At 66.9% G+C, this 19,962-nt stretch carries 16 protein-coding genes; 3 read left to right on the top strand and 13 right to left on the bottom strand.

Going from position 1 to position 19,962, the window contains the following annotated elements; translation table 11 throughout:
* Both JQX13_RS41980 and JQX13_RS41975 read left to right on the top strand, forming a co-directional pair.
* Positions 1-1,662 carry a cyclic nucleotide-binding domain-containing protein gene (locus tag JQX13_RS41980; RefSeq protein WP_203405025.1) on the top strand — a complete coding sequence of 554 codons (1,662 nt, stop codon included), beginning with the start codon at positions 1-3 and terminating at the stop codon, positions 1,660-1,662.
* A gap of 82 nt (positions 1,663-1,744) precedes the next feature.
* Complete coding sequence (locus JQX13_RS41975; RefSeq protein WP_203405024.1) at positions 1,745-2,569, top strand: hypothetical protein; 825 nt, start codon at positions 1,745-1,747, stop codon at positions 2,567-2,569.
* A 7-nt stretch (positions 2,570-2,576) separates the two neighbouring features.
* On the opposite strand, the gene JQX13_RS41970 is transcribed toward JQX13_RS41975, so the two are convergent.
* Positions 2,577-3,824 carry an SLC13 family permease gene (locus JQX13_RS41970; RefSeq protein ID WP_203405023.1) on the bottom strand — a complete coding sequence of 416 codons (1,248 nt, stop codon included), beginning with the start codon at positions 3,822-3,824 and terminating at the stop codon, positions 2,577-2,579.
* Positions 3,825-3,890: 66 nt separating this feature from the next.
* On the opposite strand from JQX13_RS41970, the gene rtcA reads away from it, so the two are divergent.
* Entirely contained in the window at positions 3,891-4,964 is a 1,074-nt protein-coding gene (gene rtcA / locus JQX13_RS41965) for an RNA 3'-terminal phosphate cyclase (protein WP_203405022.1), read from the top strand.
* A 16-nt stretch (positions 4,965-4,980) separates the two neighbouring features.
* On the opposite strand, the gene JQX13_RS41960 is transcribed toward rtcA, so the two are convergent.
* The 12 genes from JQX13_RS41960 to JQX13_RS41905 all read right to left on the bottom strand — a co-directional run bounded on the left by JQX13_RS41960 (position 4,981) and on the right by JQX13_RS41905 (position 19,936).
* On the bottom strand, positions 4,981-5,175 hold the full coding sequence (locus tag JQX13_RS41960; RefSeq protein WP_203405021.1) for a hypothetical protein: 195 nt from the start codon (positions 5,173-5,175) through the stop codon (positions 4,981-4,983).
* A gap of 27 nt (positions 5,176-5,202) precedes the next feature.
* On the bottom strand, positions 5,203-6,654 hold the full coding sequence (locus tag JQX13_RS41955; protein WP_203412638.1) for a hypothetical protein: 1,452 nt from the start codon (positions 6,652-6,654) through the stop codon (positions 5,203-5,205).
* A 1,013-nt stretch (positions 6,655-7,667) separates the two neighbouring features.
* A complete protein-coding gene (locus tag JQX13_RS41950; protein ID WP_203405020.1) occupies positions 7,668-8,456 on the bottom strand; it encodes a glycosyltransferase in 789 nt (262 codons plus the stop codon).
* Positions 8,453-9,373 carry a radical SAM protein gene (locus JQX13_RS41945; protein ID WP_239014178.1) on the bottom strand — a complete coding sequence of 307 codons (921 nt, stop codon included), beginning with the start codon at positions 9,371-9,373 and terminating at the stop codon, positions 8,453-8,455. The genes JQX13_RS41950 and JQX13_RS41945 overlap by 4 nt, the downstream gene beginning before the upstream one ends.
* Positions 9,374-9,473: 100 nt before the next feature.
* A complete protein-coding gene (locus JQX13_RS41940; protein WP_203405018.1) occupies positions 9,474-10,538 on the bottom strand; it encodes an SPASM domain-containing protein in 1,065 nt (354 codons plus the stop codon).
* Positions 10,535-10,762, bottom strand: a complete 228-nt coding sequence (locus JQX13_RS41935) for a hypothetical protein (protein WP_203405017.1) — start codon at positions 10,760-10,762, stop codon at positions 10,535-10,537. The genes JQX13_RS41940 and JQX13_RS41935 overlap by 4 nt, the downstream gene beginning before the upstream one ends.
* Positions 10,763-10,792: 30 nt before the next feature.
* The gene (locus JQX13_RS41930; protein ID WP_203405016.1) at positions 10,793-11,626 is read right to left on the bottom strand and encodes a serine/threonine-protein kinase; all 834 of its coding nucleotides are present in this window, start codon (positions 11,624-11,626) and stop codon (positions 10,793-10,795) included.
* A gap of 65 nt (positions 11,627-11,691) precedes the next feature.
* Positions 11,692-12,501 (bottom strand): sigma-70 family RNA polymerase sigma factor, encoded by an 810-nt coding sequence (locus JQX13_RS41925; RefSeq protein WP_203405015.1) that lies wholly within the window; start codon positions 12,499-12,501, stop codon positions 11,692-11,694.
* Between the two features lie 19 nt (positions 12,502-12,520).
* Complete coding sequence (locus JQX13_RS41920) at positions 12,521-13,432, bottom strand: cyclic GMP-AMP synthase DncV-like nucleotidyltransferase (RefSeq protein WP_203405014.1); 912 nt, start codon at positions 13,430-13,432, stop codon at positions 12,521-12,523.
* A 10-nt stretch (positions 13,433-13,442) separates the two neighbouring features.
* Positions 13,443-15,248 (bottom strand): SAVED domain-containing protein, encoded by a 1,806-nt coding sequence (locus tag JQX13_RS41915; protein ID WP_203405013.1) that lies wholly within the window; start codon positions 15,246-15,248, stop codon positions 13,443-13,445.
* A 101-nt stretch (positions 15,249-15,349) separates the two neighbouring features.
* Positions 15,350-18,745 (bottom strand): serine/threonine-protein kinase, encoded by a 3,396-nt coding sequence (locus tag JQX13_RS41910; RefSeq protein ID WP_239014177.1) that lies wholly within the window; start codon positions 18,743-18,745, stop codon positions 15,350-15,352.
* A gap of 87 nt (positions 18,746-18,832) precedes the next feature.
* On the bottom strand, positions 18,833-19,936 hold the full coding sequence (locus tag JQX13_RS41905) for a M48 family metallopeptidase (RefSeq protein ID WP_203405011.1): 1,104 nt from the start codon (positions 19,934-19,936) through the stop codon (positions 18,833-18,835).
* Positions 19,937-19,962: the final 26 nt, after the last annotated feature.

Raw genomic sequence — 19,962 nt, 5'->3', positions numbered from 1 at the left:
ATGGAGCCACGGCAGCTCAGGGACAAGGCCAACGAAGCGCTCACCAAGGGACGCTTCGCCCGAGCAGCCGAACTCTTCGAGGAATACTGTCAGCTGGACCCGAAGGACCACCAGGCGCGCGTACGCCTGGGAGATGCCTGGGTGAAGGTGGGCGACAACGCCCGCGCCATCACCGCCTACCAGGCCGCCGCCGAGGGCTTCGCCCGAGAGGGTTTCCTCCCGCGAGCCATCGCCGCCAGCAAGCTCATCCTGGAGCTGGAACCCTCGCATCAGGGGGTTCAGCAGATGCTCGCTGGCCTCTACGCCCGTCGCGGAGGAACGGGAGGTGGGGCTCGCGCGGTGACGCCCGCGCCCGTGACGCCTCCGCCGACAGGACCCGCCGAGCCGCCGGCTCCGACGACCCGGGCCGCGCTGTTCATCGAGCTGCCACCGGAGCTCGACGAGGCCCTGGCCCGGGACGAGGCCACCGATGTGGAGCTGGAGCTCAGCGACGCGGAGAAGGGGAGAACGGAGGCCGCGCCGTCCCAGCCGACCATGGCCAAGGCCGCGCCTCCGGGGCTGCGCCGCCGCTCGAGCGACGCCCAGCCACCCGAACCCGCGCCTCAGCCCCAGCCTCAGCCCCTCCGGGTGGCCGAGATGCCGGCGACGTCCCCTGTGGACGTCCAGCCCCCGGTGCCGGGCAATTCGCCCTTCACGGAGCTCGTCGTCCAGGCCGACTCGCTCCTGCATGCGGTGGAATTGGCGGCGCTCGCGGCCGATGGCGCGGGCAAGGCGGTCGAGGAGGAGACCGTCTCCGAGGCGCCTTCCCAGGACGACGGGCTGCCGAAGATCCCCCTCTTCTCGGATCTCCCGCGGGACGCCTTCATCGCGCTCTTCGAGCGCTGCCCGCTGCGCCGCTTCCCCGAGGGCACGCGCATCATCGAGCAGGGCACCCGGGGTGATGCCTTCTACGTCATCTGCGCGGGCCGCGTGCGCATCGAGCGGCGGAGCGGCTCCGAGCTGCGTTCGCTGGCCGTCCTGGGCGAGGGGGCCTTCTTCGGCGAGATGGCACTGCTGTCCGGTGCGCCGCGCTCGGCCTCGGTGGTGAGCGCCTCCGAGGAGACACAGGTGCTGGAGATCTCCGCGCCGGTGCTCGCGGCCCTGTCGCGCCGCTTTCCGCAGGTGGCCAGGGCGCTGAGGCGCTTCTGCCGGCAGCGGCTGCTGTCGGACGTGGTGAACACCTCGGCGCTCTTCCAGCCCTTTGGCCGCAAGGACCGGCGCGAGCTGGTGGAGCGTTTCCGGGCCCGGGAGGTGCGCCGGGGAGACGTCATCATCCACGAGGGCCACCAGGTGGACGGCCTCTACGTGGTGCTCTCCGGCGAGGTGGCCGTGAGCAAGGGTGGCCAATCGCTGGCGCGGTTGCGCGAGGGTGAGTTGTTCGGGGAGATGTCCCTGCTGCAGAAGACGCCCGCCAACGCCACCGTGACGGCCGCGCGCAACACCTCGCTGCTGCGGCTGCCCCGCGAGGACTTCGACACCCTCATCCTCACGCACCCGCAGATCCTCATCCTCGTCTCCGAGCTGACGGAGGCCCGTCAGCGCAGCAACGAGGCCCTCCTTGGGGGGCATACGAACGTCGCGGGAGAGACGGAGGAGCCGCACGAGGAGCTGTTGCTGTTCTGAAGCCTGCTCCCTCTGGGAGAGAGTGTGCTCGATCTGACGCCGTTCGTTGGGTGGACACGGAAATCTGCTGTATGTGTGAGGAATGGCGCGGAACTCTTCTTTCCTCTTCCTGGCGCTGCTCACCGCGAGTTGTGCCTCGCAGCGGCTGGCCGGCTCGGACCTGGATCGGGTAGCCCGGCCCGCCTTCATCTCCCGCATCGAAATCGATGCCGGCCCGCGGAGCCTCGTGTTCCGCGAGGACAACGCCTACAAGGGCAAGCTGAAGAAGCTGGAGCCGAAGGAGGCGGATCGCCGGCTGCAAGCGAAGCTGGCCTCGGCGGTGTCTCGCTTCGAGGTCTCCGAGCGCCTGCGGGTGAACACGTTCCGGCAGCTCCCGCCGGAGCGGCCATGGGTGGACGCGTTGGACCCCGCGCGGGTGGCGACGATCCTGGAGAGCTTCCTGGTGGAGGAGGTGCCGGCGAACGCCCCGGACTATGATCTGCTGGCGCGCCTGGGCGCGGACACGGTGGTGGAGTTCGTCATCCAGGACTACGGTATGCGCAGCGATGACGGGCGCGCGGGCGCGTACATGAAGGGCTACGCGCGCATGTTCAAGATCAACGGGCGCTCGGAGATCTGGCGCCGCCCGTTCCAGGTGGATCGCGTGGCCGAGGGCGCGGAGCACCTGGATCCCTTCAAGGTGGGCAAGGATCCGTCGCTGTTCCGCCAGGAGCTCACGGCGATGCTGGACGTCCTCTCGGATCAGTTCGCCCAGGAGCTGAGCCCGAAGGATCGCAAGGGGAGCGTGCCGCCCGAGGCGCAAGGCGAGCCGGATGGCGTGAACCGCCCGGGCCGCGAGCCGCCGCGGCCCACGACGCCCCCCGAGCCGACCCTGGCACCGGGTGAGCTGCCGGATCCGGATCCGTAGGCCCTGATCAGAACAGCGCGTGCTCGGCGAGGAGCACCGCGAGCCCCAGCACGAAGCTGATGAGCGTGATGGGGAGGCCCACGCGCAGGTAGCCGAGGAAGCTGATCTCGGCCTTGCCGCGCGCGGCCTCGAAGACGATGAGGTTGGCCACGCTGCCCACGAGCGTGAGGTTGCCGGCCAGCGTGGAGCCGAGCGCCAGCACGTGCCAGCCCAACACCGGCTCGTGCAGCGTGGGAACCCAGGCGCGCGCCAGCATGACGAAGGGCACGTTGCTGAAGAGGTTGGAGGCCACCAGCGTCAGCCCCGCGAAGCCGAGCGTCTCGCGCCAGGGCGGCCCGGACATGAAGGGCGAGAAGACGCGGTAGATCTCATCGGCCCAGCCGGCCTTGTTCACGCCGTAGACGACCACGAAGAGACAGGCGAAGAAGAGCAGCAGCACGTAGTCCACGCGCTCGATGGCCTGGCGTGGGAAGCGGCGGGCCAGCGTCATCAACACCGCGGCGCCAGTGAGGGCGCTCCAGCTCATGGGCAGGCCGGCGAAGAAGGCGGCGACCACCCCGAGGAGCGTGACGAGCGTGAGCCCCAGCAGCGGCCGATCCACCGCGGGCGGGGGCGGATGGGTCTCGAAGCGCTCGTGGGACAGCTCCTTGCGGAAGACGAAGAGGAGCCCCGCGACGACCACGGCGGTGGAGACCACGGCCGGCAGCGCCATGTAGGCGACGAACTGCGCATAGGGCAGGCCGGAGGCGCCCTGGATGAGCATGTTCTGCGGGTTGCCGGTGAAGGTGGCCACCGAGCCCGCGTTGGAGGCCATGCACACGGCGAGCAGGTAGGGGATGGGGGGCAGGCGCGCGTCCTCGACCACCACCAGCACGAGCGGGGTGAGCATCAGACAGAGGGTGTCGTTGACGAGGAAGGCGGACAGGAAGGCGCTGGTGCACGCCACGGCCACGAGGAGCAGCCGGGGGGTGTGGGCCTTGCGCAGCGCCCAGGCGCCGGCCGCGCGGAAGAAGGCCGCCTGCGAGAGGTAGTCCGCGATCAGCATCATCCCCAACAGCAGCACCAGCGTGTTCATGTCCACGGCGTGCCGGGACGGGTCGGCGCTATAGTTGAAGACCTCGGCGGGGGCGACGACGCCGGCCACCACCATCAGGACCGCCCCCACGAGCGCGCCGCCCGGGCGGTCCAGCTTGGGGTAGGGGAGGCGGATGCCGGCGATGAAGACGTAGGTGAACAGGAAGATGGCGAGGGCCAAAGCGGGCGGACAGTAACCGAATGCCTTCTGCTACGCTGCGCCGACCTTTTTTGGACGGGGAGGGGCATGGCAGGCGCCGACCGCCACGACGGACCGGTGGAGCTCGATGGGAGTGAGGGCGAGGGAGGAGGGCAGATGCTCCGCTCGGCGCTCTCGCTGTCGCTCATCACCGGGCGGCCCTTCCACATGACGCGGGTGCGGGCCCACCGCGAGCCGCCGGGGTTGCGTCCCCAGCACCTCGCCTGTGTCCGGGGCGCGGAGGCCATCAGCGGAGGCCGGAGCGAGGGCGCGGCGGTGGGCTCCTCGGAGCTGCGCTTCGAGCCGGAGCCGGTACGTCCGGGTGACTACGTGATCGAGGTGGGCACCGCGGGCAGCACACCGCTGCTCTTCCAGTGCCTCTTCTACCCGCTAGCGCTTGCGGGGGGAGGCTCGCTCACCTTGCGAGGAGGGACGCACCTGCCGCACAGCCCCAGCTACCACTACGTCGTCGGGGTATGGCTGCCGGTGACACGGGCGTACGGGCTGCACACCTCGCTGCGCCTGATGCAGGCGGGCTTCTACCCGGAAGGAGCGGGGGAGTTCTTCGCCGAGGTGGAGCCGGTACGCGATCCCCCGAGCCGGGTGGAGCTGCCTGCGCGCGGGACACTGCGGGACATCTCGGTGGGCTCGTTCGTGGGCGGATTGCCGTTCTCCATCGCGGAGCGGCAGTCCAGGGCGGCGGTGGCGGCGCTGCGCGAGCGAGGCATCTACAGCCACGCGGAGAACCGGCCGCTGCCGACGACGCGCTCGGCGGGCTCGGTGACGTTCATCCTGGCGCAGTTCGAGAACACCCTGGCCGGCTTCACGGCGCTGGGGGAGCGGGGACGTCCGGCGGAGGAGGTGGGGCGCGAGGCGGCCGAGGATCTGGCGCGCTTCATGGAGAGCGGGGGCGCGCTGGACGAGCACCTCGGGGATCAGATCCTCCTGCCCGCGGCGCTGCTGGCGGCGGGGAAGCTCGGCCCGGCTTCACCCGGTACGACGCGCTACACGACGGAGCGGGTGACGGAGCACCTCACCACGCACGCCCGGCTCATCGAGCGCTTCCTCCCCGTACGGGTGACGGTGGAGCCGGGAGGCGCGGTCGAAGTCGTCCCCGCGTGACGAACCAGGTGCCGCTCTACGTCCCTTCCGACTCCGGGGACTTCGGGCGGAAGAGCGGGCAGCTGAGCACCGGCTGCGGTGGGTACTTCCGTGGCAGCAGCGGGCAGAGGATGAACGTGGACGTCTTCGTCCGCACGTACTTCGGCGGTGCGGCGCAGCGGTGGCAGAGACTCGTCGGGAACGGCAGTGGGGACGGAGGGGCCTCATCCATGACCCCCTCCGTCTATCACGCCCTCCCTCAGGGCATGCTGGCGTTGGGGCAGGCGAGCTGCCCCCCGTTGAGGAAGTAATCGTTCGCTCGCAGCAGGGCGTGCCCGTTGTCTGTGGAGGGGTTCGTCTGGGCCTGTTCGCCCGCGCCGAAGATCATGCCAATGCCATGGGCGGCGGCGACCTCCTGTGGGTGGTCGAAGAAGTAGTCCAGACGGTTGTCCTGCCAGTGCAGGTCGTAGCCGGGCATCGACATGTTCCCCACGGGGATCTGCCACCACAGGTTGGGCAGGTTCATCCGCTCCGAGAGTGCCTTGGCGAACCGGAAGGCCTGGCGGAAGTTGGGGAGCGTGGCATTGGTCGCGTCCCACCAACTGTTGCGCCCCAGCCGCACCTGGTAGTACTGGGCGTCGCGGTCGCTCGTCTCCACCACGACATAATCCCCCGAGCCCCCGCCACACTCGCGCAGGAAGTCGGCCACCTTGATCGCCTCGGCCTCGACGTCGAGTGAGGGATCCCGGTTCATCATGGCGTCGATCTTCGTGGCCCACGCCGAGGCATGCAGGCCCACCTTGGCATTGGGAGCGTACTTGCGCGCCATGGCGATCATGCAGCGGCCCATGCCGGCAATCGTGTTCTCGATCGCCCCGCAGTCCGTGGGGTTGGCCGAGGCGACCGCCGCCGGAATCATGTGAGGATTCGTGTTCACCTGCTGGGCATACGCCCAGAAGTCTGGCTCGATGTGGAGCAGGACGGTGGAATTCCCGATCTGCTTCAGCACGAAACGCCAGTCATTGTAGTAGCGCTGCATCATGGCGACGTCCTGCGCCTTGGCGACCTCCTGCGCTCCCTCCGCCACGCGGCTGGTGTGGAGTATCTCGTAGTAGGTGATCATGGGGATCTGCCCCAGGAGGGTGGTCTGCGAGAGGAAGTCGCGCAGGTACTGCCCGGGGGCGAGCTGGTCCCACTGCCAGCAACCCCACCACCCACAGCCGTTGGAATTCCAGCTGGCGCAGGACTGCCCCGCGGCGGAGCAGCTCGTGCTGCACGAGTTGCACACATCCTCGCTGTCGAACAGTCCACCCGCGAGGTAGATGTAACGGATATCGAACGGAGCCTGCCCGGCCACGTCGTCGTTCGTCTTCGCGCCAACGAGCACGTGGTCCTTCCCGAGGGAGTCGAGCAGCGGCCCACCGAGGCAGCCCGTTACCGGGGGCGTACCGGCATCGGAGCCGGAGCCCGCGTCGGGAGTGCCAGCGTCATGGCCCGTACCACCGTCGGAGCCGGAGCCCGCGTCGGGCGTGCCAGCGTCATGGCCCGTGCCGCCGTCGGAGCCGGTGCCGCCGTCCGTAGGCGGGCACTTCCTGCACGTCCCGCCTCCCTTGTTGGGAGCCGCCTCGGCCACGGTCGGTGCTCCGCCAAGGGTATAGAAGACCAACAATCCGGGGACCAAGAGCAACAACCAACGCGAGCTGGATCGCATGTGGAACCTCGTGGGTTTCGCGCCTGATGCTTCGACGTAAAACCAGACTCTCGATCCTCGAGAACGACCACTCGCAGTTCATCTTTATCTTCTAATTCATGTTTGTGATTTCGATGCGGGTGGAAGTTTTTGGTGTCTTTCTGGGATTTCCAATACGGATAAATGTTTTCAGTAGCTGATTTATCGGAATGTCAATCCGAGTCGCGCTCTGGGTGTCAGCGGGCGTTCGGGGTCCGCGGTACGAGCCCCTGCTCGCGGAGGAACGTGACGGTCCGTGCGATGCCCTCGACGAGCGGTGTGGGGCGGCGCGGACACGGGGGAGAGCAGGGTCATCAGCGCCGCGGGGGCGGTGGGCGGCACGCATCCTTCGCCAGCGGCCCGGAGGAGCTCCGTGGCCAGTTCCCGGTTGCTCACGTGGGTGTCGGAGACGAGGAACCGTTCCGAACTCCTCGGACGAACCAGGTGCGGTGTGCGGCAGGTGGGTTGCTGGCTCGATTTGGAAGCCTTGAATGGGCACCCATTATGCCTACATTTCTTCACATTTCATGCAAAGCCTGGTGTTGAGTGGTTATGCCTACATTTGCTCCATTTGTATGGGTGCAATCCTGACTCAAATGCATATCAAATTCGAAATTAATTACAAAACGCATCGCCATGTTGTCGGTTTTGCGTGTTTGTGTTTGTGTTTGGTTTTTGTTTGAGAAGTGTGCTTGTTTGTTATTTATTGAAAATAATTGTCATTGTGCATGAAATTAGAGGGCGCGTAGTGGAAGAAAATCCTTGCATCATCCGGCATTCGGCCGAGACGGGCGAACGCACCCGGATCGTTCTCGCGCGGGAGGGGGCCGTGAGCAGCCTAGGGCTGGCACTCGAGCCGTGGGCGGAGCTCGCGGGTCTTGGCCCCTGGTGCCCTTCGGTGAGCGAGCCGGGCTGCCTCTTGGCATGGTGGGCAGTCTGGCGCCCCTGCCTCCATCGGAACCCGCCAGCGCCAGCCTTGCTTCTTCCTGCTCCCGTCAGGCGGATTCCGAGTTCGGCAGGTTTCCGAAATGCATGGCCATTGGCACGGTGGAGGGGGGACTGTTGAGGCTTGAGACGTACTGGTCTGTCTGCAGCCGGCAGCCCTTTCCATAACGGAACAGGGTTCGGGCGAAATCCAGGAGACTCGGGCGGTAGTGGTGGTGGACGATCGCCTCTGGCCGGTAGTTCAGCAGATACCCGCGCTCCAGCAGCTTGAAGCACAGTCCCGGGTCTTCTCCCCCGGGCTGGCGGAGCTCCTCGTCGAAGCCACCGACCTCCTCCAAGGTGCTTCGCCGGAAGGCGCAGTTCGCCGTGACGACGTACAGGTAGCGACCCTGGTGCAGGTAGGGATCGAGCAGCTTGTGATAGCTGTAATACCGGCTGAACACGTCGTCACCGACCGCGAGAGTCCGGCCTCCGACTCCCGCGACTTTCGGCGATGCATCCTGGAGATGTGTCACCAGCTCCCTGGCCCAGCCTGGCTGAACGATGCAGTCGTTGTCCGTGAAGGCGATGAACGGATGCCGGGCCGCCGCGATGCCGCGGTTGCGCGCGGCGGCGGGGCCGCGTCTCCACCGCTGGCGCAGACACTCGATGTCGAGCCTAGTGTCGAGCCCGTCCAAGAGCCGATCGGTGGGCTCGGGAGAGGCGTCGTCGACCAGAATCACCTGAAACCGATCCGGCGAGGCCTCCAGTGAGGACAACATCCGCCGTGTGAGTTCCAGACGGCCGAAGCAGGGGACGACCACGGAGAGGGGCAGCGTGTGACTTTGTGTCTGGCTCATGGAGCCTCCTGCTTGCGATGACAATTCAGCATTCCGCAGTTCCTCCGGCACCCGGCCATCACGTCACGGGCCTGGATCGCGAGGTCCGACTCCCACAGCTCTCGCAGACCTGACTGGCGGACGTTGCCGATGACGCGTCCGTCCAGGAGAGCGCGCATGAAGAAGCAGAGCTGCACGTTTCCATGCTGGTCCACCATCATGTTGCGCTCGGCGCTGCCGCACACCTGTTCGCCGATGAAGTCCGGATCCCGGGCGTAGAGCTTCATCCACCGCAAATCATTCTCGGTCGTGGCGACAGGGGCTCCTGCGTTCTTCAGTTCCAGGAGCCGATCGATGGCAGCGTCCACTCGCGTGACATCCCTTGGAAAATGCCGCTCGAAGAAGGTGTCCCGGCGGGATGCCCTCATGAACGTGCGGGAGAGCATCTGGAATGTCATGCCGTCCACACCGAGTTCCCGCGCGAATTCCACATACGCGTCGAGCTCGCCAACGTTCCCATCGAAGATGATGGTGTTGGTGAGGAGTCGCAGGTCCGAGCCAGGAAAGGTCTCTCTCCGTCGGGCGAGCAGCCGACGGATCACCGAGACCGCCCGGTCGTGGGTCCCCGGAGCCCCGCGTATCCAATCGTGCAGCGCCGGTCGATGGGAATCGAGCGACACGAGCAGGTACTGAGGTCCCTCGAGGAGCAGCCGATCCACGGCGTCCTCATCCAGGAGGGTGGCGTTGGTGTTCGCGGCCACCGGCAGGGACATCCGCCGGCAGGTGCGCGTGAGTGAGAAGAATTCATCCTTCTTGTGCAGAGGCTCGCCACCCGTGAGCACCACGGTGGCGCCGGGAGACCAGGTGGCGAAGGGGTGCAACAGCGCCGTCTTCTCCTCCGTGCTCAGGGCCGTGGGCGGTTCCTGGGAATGCCACATGTGGCACTGCCGACAGCGGAGGTTGCACTCGGTCGTCACCTCTATGAAGAGGGTGCGGGGCGGAGCGGGTTGCATTCCGTGTGATCGATTCGAACGAGGCTCAGCCCTTTCGGACATGGACGTCCTTCAGGAAGTAGCAGCCCCGGCAGTAGGGATGGCACCGGGGTGTATTGAGGTTCTCCCGGAAGAGCTGTGCGAAGGCTCCTCGCCAGACGTGCTCGAAGGGTCTCAGCGACAGGTTTCCATACGTGTACGGGTTGAACATGTTGCAGACCTGCACATCGAGGTCCCAACGGATGACGACCTCCTTCCAGGGACGATCGCAGCCCGAGCCCGCCGTACGAGAGGCGGACGCCAGTGACACGTGGTGCCCCGCGAGGGTGTCTGGGAGAAAGAGCCGGATGCCCGAGCGCTGGGCCCGGTTCTCCGCCTCCCCGAAGACGGCGAGGAGTTCCTCCATGCACGGCTGGATCCATGCATCGCTGCGCTGCTTCACCACGTTGACGAGGAGATGGGGGATGCCCCACTCCGCGGCCCGGTCCACGAGGGCGGGGAGCTCGGCGCGGTTGGCCCCCTGGAGGGTGAAGAGCAGGAAGAGCTGCTGCTCGCGGTGCTGTCGCCGGGCATGTTCCGCCACGGCCCGGAGGGTTCCCACCAGCACGTCCCAGCGCGCCGGACGCCGCAACCGCTCGAAGAGCGCGGGCTGAGCGGCATCCCAGGAGAAGAGCAGGGTGGCGCCCTCATCCACCATTCGTGTGTAGAGCGGCACGGCTCCTGTTCCGTTGGTGATGAGCTCCACCTGGACGGGATGCTCCCGGAGCACGTCGAGGTACGCGCCGAAGTCCGGAATGAGCGTACTCTCCCCCAGTCCGTTGAGCCGGACCTCCCGGACATGCGGAAGGAGCTGAGAGGCCAGATCCTTGAAGGAGCCGAGAGGCATGACGCGCGCCAGATTCACGCCGTTGGCACCAACCCTGCACATGGGGCAGTCGAGGTTGCACGTGTTGGCGAGCTCGATGATGACGCGCTCGGGCCAGGGGAGCTCCGGTGCTCGCCGCACCTTCTGGAAACGGCTGCTCCAATGAACACGCTCGGCCTCGGGCAGGGCATCGAAGTTGCGCTGGGCGAGGACCAGGGCGTGGGACTCGGGAGGCAGTGTGCTCATCGCCGGCCTCCGAAGTGCCAACCGAGATTGTAGGAGACGCGCTGCACGATACGCAGCCCGAGGAACGCGAGCTGATCGCGCAGGGGCAATCCGTCCTCGACGTAGAGCGCCCGATGCCAGGTGAGATCCCTCCAGAGTTCGGAGATCCCGAGCGAAGGTGGGCGCAGGCCCTCCCAGGTCCGGCGAGAACGCCTCCACCAACCATTCAAATCGACCAGCGACATCTCTCTCCCCCTTCGTTCGATATGGAAACGTCAGACGACGAGCCGCTCCATCACCTCGCGCATCGTGGGGCGTTGGGCGGGCTTCTTGCCCAGCATTCCGGCGACGAGGTCACGGAGGGTTACTGGCACCTGGCCCTCGAGCAACTCGAGCGCCGGTGGCTCCATGAGATGGAGGTACATCAGATCCTTCTGCTGCTCGGCGATGAAGGGCAGGCGGCCGGTCACCAGCTGGAACAGGAGCACTCCCAGTGCATAGACGTCGGCCTTCGGGTCGACGCGCCTGGATTCGATCCATTGTTCCGGGGCCATGTAGTCCCACGTCCCGAGCATCGCGCTGCTCCCCGTCGAGACGGGAGCGGGGCCCGGTCCGGCGCCTCCATCCGGGTGATCCTCCGCCCCGCCGGGGGGGACCTTCGCGAGGCCCAGGTCCGCCAGCTTGACCTCCAGGGATGGCAGCTCCTCCCGGGCCAACAGCACGTTGGCCGGCTTCAGATCGCGGTGGACGATGCCGCGTTCGTGTAGCGCGGTCAGCGCATCGGCCAGCTGCGCGCTGATGCGCACCGCGGCTCCCGGCGGAAGAGGACCTCCCGTTCGCGAGAGCAACTGGTGGAGGTCCACTGGCAACCATTCCAGGATCATGAAGGGCGGTCCCTCGGGAAGGGTCCCATACGTGAAGGCCGTCACGATCCGCGCGTGCCTCAGGCTCTGGAGCGCACGTGCCTCGTTGAGGAAACGCGCGACCACTTTTTCATGCGCGTTCCACTCGGGGAACAGGACCTTCACCGCGACCGGATGTCCGAGGGTCTCATGGCGGCCCTCGTACACCTCGCTCATGGCACCGATCGCCACGCGACGGACCAGCACGTGCTCTCCGATTCGTGAACCTGGTGACAGCATGGGCACCTCGTACGCCCGTCTTCCGGGTCGCGTTACGATTGGGGGGTTGCTGGCCGTAGAGCCTGGAGGCGTTCGATCCAGTGGAGCATGGCGCGAAGCTCGTCCGCGCAATCTGGGTTCTCGGCGATGAACGCAGCCGGCTCTACCTTCTCCCCCGCATCACGCCGCCGCAGATACGTCAGAAGGGCGGCCGCCGCGTCGTTCACGGTGGCCGTGAGGCTGGGGGACTCCCCGGTCTCCGCGCCCAGGCTCTCCGCCATGCGCGCTCGCAGCGCCTTCAATCCCCGCTGCAGAAGTCCCGCCACCGAGGGCTCCGTCCGGCCCAGGCGTCGAGCGGCCTCGGCAACCGGGAGCTCCTTGAGGTGACAGAGCCAGATCGCATCGCGCTGATCGTCCGGGAGTCGATAGAGGTGCGCGAGGAGCAGCCGCCATTCCTCCTGGACGGAAGCGACCTGGCTGGGGCTCTTCTGCCGTGTGGCAGCCACAGCCGCCTCGGGGCTGTCCAGGGGAACGGTGCTGGGCGCGCTCCGTTTCTTCCTCCGCTCGTTCCGGACGGATTGCGCTGCCTGGTTGCGGAAGATGCGATGCAGCCAGGCGAACCACTCCGCCTCCGTGGTCCCGTTGAACGAGGACAGATGGCGGTACGCGAGCTCCGCTGTGTCCTGTGTGATGTCCGAGGGGCGGGCAAGGCCTGGTGGCACATGGGCGAGATCCCGTGCGGCCCACTGGCCGATTCTCGGCCGACACCGCTTGAAGAGCTCCGCGCGCGCGCCCTCATCCCCGGCACGTGCGCGGCGGAGCAGTTCCTCGATGGACACTTCGGGGAGCTCTTCGTGGCCCATGTGCTGATGCTCGAGGTCCCTAGCGCGATGGGAATTGTGCGCCGAATGCGCGCTGGAGCGGGGCGGCGGATTGGGTCCTCGCTGCCTCCTCCAACCATCCACTGAGTTTATCGAGGCGCTCACGGAACTCCTTCATCTGCTGATCGTTCATCCGTGCGAAGACGTCATCCTGGGGCGCGGTGGGAAAGCGCAGAGACAATCGCGAGCCGAAGTGTTGGCGCATCGCTCGCACCAGGGCGGTGGTCGCCGCGAGATCATCGTACTGGGCACTCTGATGCCAGCCTGTCTTCACGGGCTGGAACCAATGGTACGCGGCGACGGTGAGCGCGAGCCCTGTGGGTGCCGCTTTCCCCTCTATGGGGAAGTGCTCGTCCTTCCATCGCTTCAGGTAGCGGATGACCCGGCAGAACTGTCCCGCGTCCTCACCCGTGAATCTTCTCTCGAGGGCTTCCATGAAGCCCTTGCGATCATCGGGCTGCCACTTGCGCTGCTCCGGGAGCGCGTTCTGCTTACCGAGCGCCAGGTACAGCGAGCCGGAGGACGGAGCCTTCGCCAGGATGGCCAGGTCGACGTGATAGATGACCTCGCGCGCCTCCTGGTAGTACACCGTGATGCACGGGCGGCGCCATTCCACCCTGGCGGTGTGCTCGCTCACAGCCTTGTAGACCCACTCCTTGACCTTGACGGGATCGTTCGCCCGAGGGTCGAGGTCGAGTTCGATTCCCACGTCGAGGTCGTAATGCCCGTTGAGAGGCTTGATGCCCGTCCCCATGACGTAGCTGCCCTGATAGAACGGTTGGAAGGAGACCGGCAGGTTGTCCCGGAGCCGTTTGAAGATGCGTTGGCTCTTCTCGAGGAGCTCCGCGCTTTCTCCGTGGCGTTTCAGCTGAATGATTTCGTGGAACTGCCGGAACATCGGCTGGAATGACATGTGATCTCTTTCAGTGCAGCGTCAGGGTGAAGGCCGAGCGCAGGACCTCGAGGATTCCCTTCCCGTCGCGGGCGCGTACTCTCTCGAGGAGCGCGTTGATGTTGAAGTCGGGGCGCGTTCCGTGCCGATGAAGGCGGCCCTCGTGATAGACGCCGAGCTCGGGAACGTTCACCCGCGCGGTATCGAGCGCGAAGAAGACGCGCTCGTCGTGGGCAATCACGGTGGGGCCCGCCAGCTCGATGAGGGGGCGCTGCGCGAGGCGTGCGAGGATGGACTCGAGCGTCGTCTTCTGTCCCCGTCCGGCGCCGCGCTCCAGGAGCAGGTACTGCCAGTACCAGATGAGGTACCGGTTGAGGCGGCGGGTCTGGATCTCCTGCAGGGGAGGGCCATCGTCGTCGAAGGCCCACATGGTCTCGGTCGCGATCCGGACCAGGTCCACGAAGAACTTCCGTGGATCGGCGACCTCATCCGGAGCCCGCGTCTTCGTGAGCGCGTACTCGTGCAACATCGCCCAGACGTCCGCGTGATAGTCGATCTCCTCGAGCACCTTGGGGAAACGCCCGATCTCCTTGCTCGACCAGCTGGTGAGTGCCTGAGGCCCACGATGGGCCAGCTCGTGAAAGACGAGCATGCGCAGGGCGCGGCGCCGCCTCGCCGCTTCCGGAATCCTCCGCGCGAGTCGTGCCAGCCAGTGCGCGTCGATCTGCCAGGCGTTGCTGGAAGAATCGAGGCGGAAGCTGTCCTCCACGGCTCGTAGCCCCACCTCCACCGTCGTCTCGGACAACGGTGTCTCGTACAGGGCTGACAGGTGCAGCCAATGGGCGGAGAACTCCAGAAGTGCCTCGGTCCCCGGCAGGAGCCCCGCGATCCAGCTTCGTCCCGGGTTCTCCTGCTCCCGCCGGGCAAGCTCCTTCATCTGTTCGAGGTCTTCCAACAGGTTCCCGCGATCACCGTCGGCCCGGGATTGCTCTTCCTCGGTCAGCGGCAAGGGTTCGAGGTGGCTCGGGGCGTTCACGAGCAACGCACGCAGGTGGTACGGCTCGTTCTCCACGTGCCGCGCGTACTGGTACGTCTGCACGGGTGGGTGCATCGTCTTGTTGATCTGCGCGCCGAGCAGGAGCGCCATTCCCGGTTGGACCGAGGCGAACAGGTGGACGCGCTGGATGCCCGGGAACCGGGTGCCGATGACATTCAGGGCCTCCCGGAACGCGCGGGCGACCTCCTGCATCTCCTCCTGGCGGGTAAAGGCGTCTTCGGCGGGCGACTCCAGCGCGATGTCGAGCTCCAACAGGGGATTGGAAACCACCCGCTGCGTCATATGGGGATCGACGCGGTGTGACGTCGAGACCCGGATGACGGCGACACCCGATGACTGATCCCTGTAATCCGGCAGTTGTACCCGCGCGAGGCGGGCAGGGGCTCTTCCGGGCTCGGGGAACCATCCCCAGGCTCGTCGCGCATGGTGGTGCGGGATGACCTCCACCTGCTGCCAGGTGTAGAGCAGGAAACCAAGGTAGAGCGCGAGTGGGACGGGCGAGGAACCGAAGTACACGAGCCGATAGTCGGGGTGTTTCTCCCGGAGCGGCGCGAGCTTCGTGCGGAACAACTCCTCAAGCGTGCGCTGGGCCTTGCCCCAATCACGAGAGTGGACCGCCTGCCTGGCGATCTCCGCCATGTCCAGTTCGACATCCAGCCGGGGTAGGAGCTTGTAGGCATCCGGCAGCGCGCCGGTCATGTCCCTCGGCGAGATGCCGATCTGCTCGGGTTGGGACAGGAGGATCAACCCGCTCCGGGGTGTGTCGTTCGGCTCGTTCATGGAATTCTGGTCCAGGAGGAAGAGGGATCCCGATCTTCATGGACGCCATCCGCGCACGGATCGAGCGCGACCGATTTCTTTTTATTTTTTCGGGCTCGGCTTCAGTGGCAGGCCAGCCGCTGGAAGCGGACGTCCCGCGGGTCCTTGCTCAGGAATTCGTTCACCAGCGCACATCGCTCATCGCGTACGTGTCTGGCGTGGGTCGGGTCGCCTCGGGTGTGCGCCAGGTGTTCGTCCCCGTACAGGCCCTGGCTCAGGGCCAGCGCGTAGCGCTTGTTTTCTGGCTCTCCCTTGCGCAGCGCTCGTCCCAGGTCTTGCGCCTCGTGGTAGTGGAGGTCCGCGGAGCCGAGTCGGCCCTCCGTGACCCGGAGTTCCGCGAGTGCGATGTGAATCCGGGCCAGAATCCACCGGAAGTATTCGTTCCCCGGGTTGGAGCGGACGAGTGAATCTTCGAGCTCCAGCGCCTGCGCGAGAGCGATGCTCGCTGTCTTCAGGTCTCCGCCCCGGCGGTGTATTTCCCCGACCTGGCAGAGCGCTTCTGCCAGCAGGGCGCGATCGTAATCCTTGTCGCGATTATGTTCGAAGAGCAGGAGGGCTCGCTCATTCAATGAGGCCGCAGCCGCTGTTCGACCCCTCTCGAGCTCCAGGTCCGCCTGCTCGGACAGGCTCGTCGCGAGGGTCCGCCTGTAGTCCCTGATCTCGTCGGCGTTGCCCTCCACGGGTGGGCGTTCGAAGAGCGTGAGGGCTTCACCGAAATGGCGCTCGGCCTCATCCAGGTGGCCGAGCGCCAGTGCGACCTTCCCGCGCTTCGAGTGATTCAGTCCCAGCAGGAACGTGAGGAACTTGTCCTCGGGCTGGAGCTCGAGGTTCCGGTGAAGCTCCTCCCATGCACCCTTCAGGTGGGTATCCGCCTCATCGAGCGAACCATCGAGGAACGCGAGGTCCCCAAGCCGGTGTTTGGTTTCAATGATCGTCCCACGTATCTCGGGCCTCTGGCGATGCTGTTCCTGGAACGAGGCCAGCCTCTCCTCGTAGGCGCGCAGCAGCTTCCGCCGGATGTCGAGCGTGCCCGAGAGCCTGCCGAGCTCCCAATCCGCATTCGAGACGAAATCACTCATGACTGCGGAGAGCTGCTGGAGGAGCTCCTTGACGTTCTGTTGCTCCTGGAGGGCACGAGCCTCACTTGCCTCGGCCCGCCGTCGTGCTTCCTCGGCGCGAACCGCGAAGAGCACGATCGCCGCCATGGCCACGGCCGATGCGAGCATCAGCGTGCGTTTGATCCAGGTGCGCCGCCGGTCGAGCCGTTGCGCGGCATCGAGGAAGCGCATCGCGCGGTCACTCGTCATCCGCGTGAACTGATCGCGCGGGCGTGTGGGGCCCGTGTGCCCACGATAGTGCGCCAGCAGGGTGCCCGAAGGCAGCCAATCGGCCCGACACTCCGCCTGTTCCCACTCGTGCGCGGCCGCCTCCAGAGCGGCATGCCGCTCGAGCGGCACGCGCTCACGCTCGATCCACTCCGCGAGGGATGGCACCTTCTGGAGCAGGGTCTCGTGGACCAGGTCGACACGTTGCTGCGTGGGCTCCGGTCCTCCGGAGAGCACGACGAGCCGCAGCCCCGGAGCCTCGTCGTCCGGAGCCCCGGTCCTCATCCCGGACAGCCACATCAATACCTGCTCGGCACGTTCACCGCCGCCCGCCGCCACGACCACCTCCTGCCTGGTTCGCGGACGGCGGGTATCGGGGACACCCCGGCCCACCTGCACGAGCTCCAGGAGGATCCACTTCGCGCGCTCTCGCCCCTCTTCACCCAGGCCGTCCAGGAGTTGCTCGGCCTGCCGCGCCAGCGCGCCTCCGACACCGCCGAGCTGTTCATAGCGTTCGTGCGTCAGGAGCGAGCCGCTGCGCAGCGACCAGAGCCCACGGAGCGCATGGCCGAGCAGCGGAAGCTGACTCCCTTCGTTCCTGACGTCCTGGACCATCCGGGCTGGAAGGCCCTCGGAGAGCCGCAGCCCCGCACGCCTGGCCATTCCCTGGATCACCTGCGTGAGTGCTTCCTGATCCATCGGGCTCAAGTGATGGCGCGTGGCCTCGTTGAGCTGGCGCGCGAGGAGGGGCATCCGCTCCAGACAGTGGATGAAGTCGCTGCGCAGGGTCGTGAGCAGCCGCAGGGGGGAGCCGGTCGCGGCGAGCGCGGTGGCCACGAGCTCGTCCAACCGGGGGCAATCCGCCGCGCCAATCGTGAAGAGTTCCTCCATCTGTTCGAGGACCAGCAGCAAGCAACAGCCTGGAGGCATGTGCTCCGTCACCAGGGTCCGGAGGGCTCCGGGATCCGTACGGAACGCGTGCTCGAGCTCCTCTGGGGTCTGTTCGAGGCCCGTGCCCGTATAGGCCGCGACGAGCGCCAGTGCGAGACCGCGCAGTGGCTCGTCGGAGGGTCGCATGCTGGCGATTCGCCACAGCGGGGCGTCCTGGGGACGGTTCTCCTTCAATCGGGGCAGGAGCCCTGCCTGGACCAGTGAGGACTTTCCGATGCCACTCGGCCCTTCGATCTGAATCCAGCGCCGCTCGCCCGTACGTGCCCTCTCGAGCTGTCTCAACAACTCGTCGATCTCCGCCTTGCGCCCGAAGAACAGCTCGACCTGGGCCTCCGTGAAGGGCGCGAGTCCTGGGAGGGGGCACTCGTCCTGCCCGCCCTCCCAGAGCTGGCCCAGCTTGTCCCGGCACTGGAGCATCGTCGGCCGCTCCGAGGGCGCCTTGGCGAGCATGGCGGTGGTGATGAAGGTGGAGAGTGCCCCCGGGAGCGCTGGCACGACGGACTGCAGAGGCGGTGGTTCCGCATGCAGGTGGAGCGAGAGCATTTCGATGGACGTATCGGAGATGAACGGAAGGTGCCCGGCGAGGAGCTCGTAGAGCAACACTCCCAACGCATACACATCCGCGCGGCCGTCGATATCCGCCGCGTTCCGACATTGTTCGGGTGCCATGTACGCGGCGGTACCGAGGAAGATGGGCGCCACGGTCTGCACCTGCGTATCCCCATGCGCTCCAGTCGCGGCTGGTGGCACCTTGGCGATACCGAAATCCAGGAGCTTGATCCGGTGGCCTGGTGCGATGCTCTCGTCGGGGCACAGGAAGACGTTTTCGGGCTTCAGATCCCGATGGACGATCCCTTTCGCGTGAATGTCGGCCATCACGTCCGCGATCTGCCAGCCGATGGCCAACGCGGTCTCGAGCGGTACGGGGCCTGGGTGGCTTCGCATCCAGTCGCGAAGGGAGAGACCGGCGAGGAGCTCCATCGCGAGGTAGACCGTGCCGTCATCGAGCCGGTCGCATTGATGAACGCGCACGACACCGGGATGCTGGAGTCGCGCCAGGGCGCGCGCCTCCTGAATGAATCGGGCGACGAGCTGGGGGTCCCGCGCCGCATCCGGCGAGAGGAGCTTGAGCGCGACCTCCTGCTCCATACGTTCGTGGACGGCGGCGAAGACTCGTCCCATGCCGCCGCTGCCAATCAAATGCCTCAGCCGGTACGGGCCGATCAGGTCACCAGGAAGCCCCATGATCCAAACGATAGCGGAGTCCGGTCAGTCCAGAGGGTGTGAGGCGGCTCGGAGCGCCTCGTCCACGAGCCAGGCGGGCACGGAGAGCGCTTCGGCCACACGCCGCAGCTCCAGGAATCCCTCGTCGGACACGTTTCCATCCGGGGCCGCCACCAGGGTGAGGTGCTGCACCAGCCGGGCCCTCTCGGAGAGGGTCGTCTCCTGGGCCCGTCGCGGCAACTCGGCATGCGCGGGCATCTCCTCCTGCTGCGAGGGAGGCTCCAGCTCCCGGAGGTCATCCGCCAGGAGGCGGTCTGCATCCTCGTCCAGGTGCCCCTCCTCGCTCGCGTAGCGGCCCGCGATCCTCAGGAAGGTCCTCGTCCTGGCGAATGCCGCGATACCGCGCAGCCGTGGCGGACCGAAAGCGTGGGTGCTGAAGAGGCCGAGCGTCTCCTCGTCCTCGCGGGGTTTCTCCCGAGCCGAGGCTCCGGACAGCAGCGCATCGACCTGGCGTGTATGGGCCCGCAGCTCGGACTTCACGGGCGCGGAGGTCATACCGCTCGCCAGCTTGAACAGGGCGCTCGCGGCGGCCTCGGCGTCCCTGGCGCACAGCAGTCCCGCGCGGTCCGCGCTGCTCTCCGCGGCCCGGCTCCACTGGTACAGCCGGAGGGCCGTGGTGTTCCGGACGATCCGCCCCGAGCCTTCCCCCGCCAGGGCCGTGGCCGGCAGCGGGAGGGCGAAGTGCCCGAAGGCGAGGTGGCCGAGCTCGTGTCCGAGGACGAAGCGCAGCTCGGCCTCCGGCAGCACCTCGAGCAGCCTCGCGGAGAGGACGATGGCGGGGGTCTCCGGAGGGCGATGCACCGCCGCGACCCGGAGTCCCGGCTCCGGATGGACGAACACCTCCACTGTTCCCTCGTAACCGAGCGTCTCCTGGCACGAGGCCAGCGCCCCCATGATCCCCGGTGCCGTCGAGTGCGTCAGCCGGAACGCGTCCGACAGCAGCCGTCTGCGCCTCGCGAGGGAGGCAGACCCGGCCGGGTGCTCGTCCAGGTGACGCAGTGCCCGTTGGATGTCCTTGTCGGCGAGCAGCTCGTCGCGCAGGCGCCGCTCGGTCGCGGACTGGAAGAGGATGGGGTTCACGTGCGCCATGATGAGGTACGCCTCCTTCCACCAGC

The organism is Archangium violaceum (genome assembly GCF_016859125.1).
GTDB classification, from domain to species: Bacteria; Myxococcota; Myxococcia; order Myxococcales; family Myxococcaceae; genus Archangium; species Archangium violaceum_A.
Note: the sequence above shows the minus strand (reverse complement) of the source record. Positions and strands in the feature narration are given on the sequence as shown.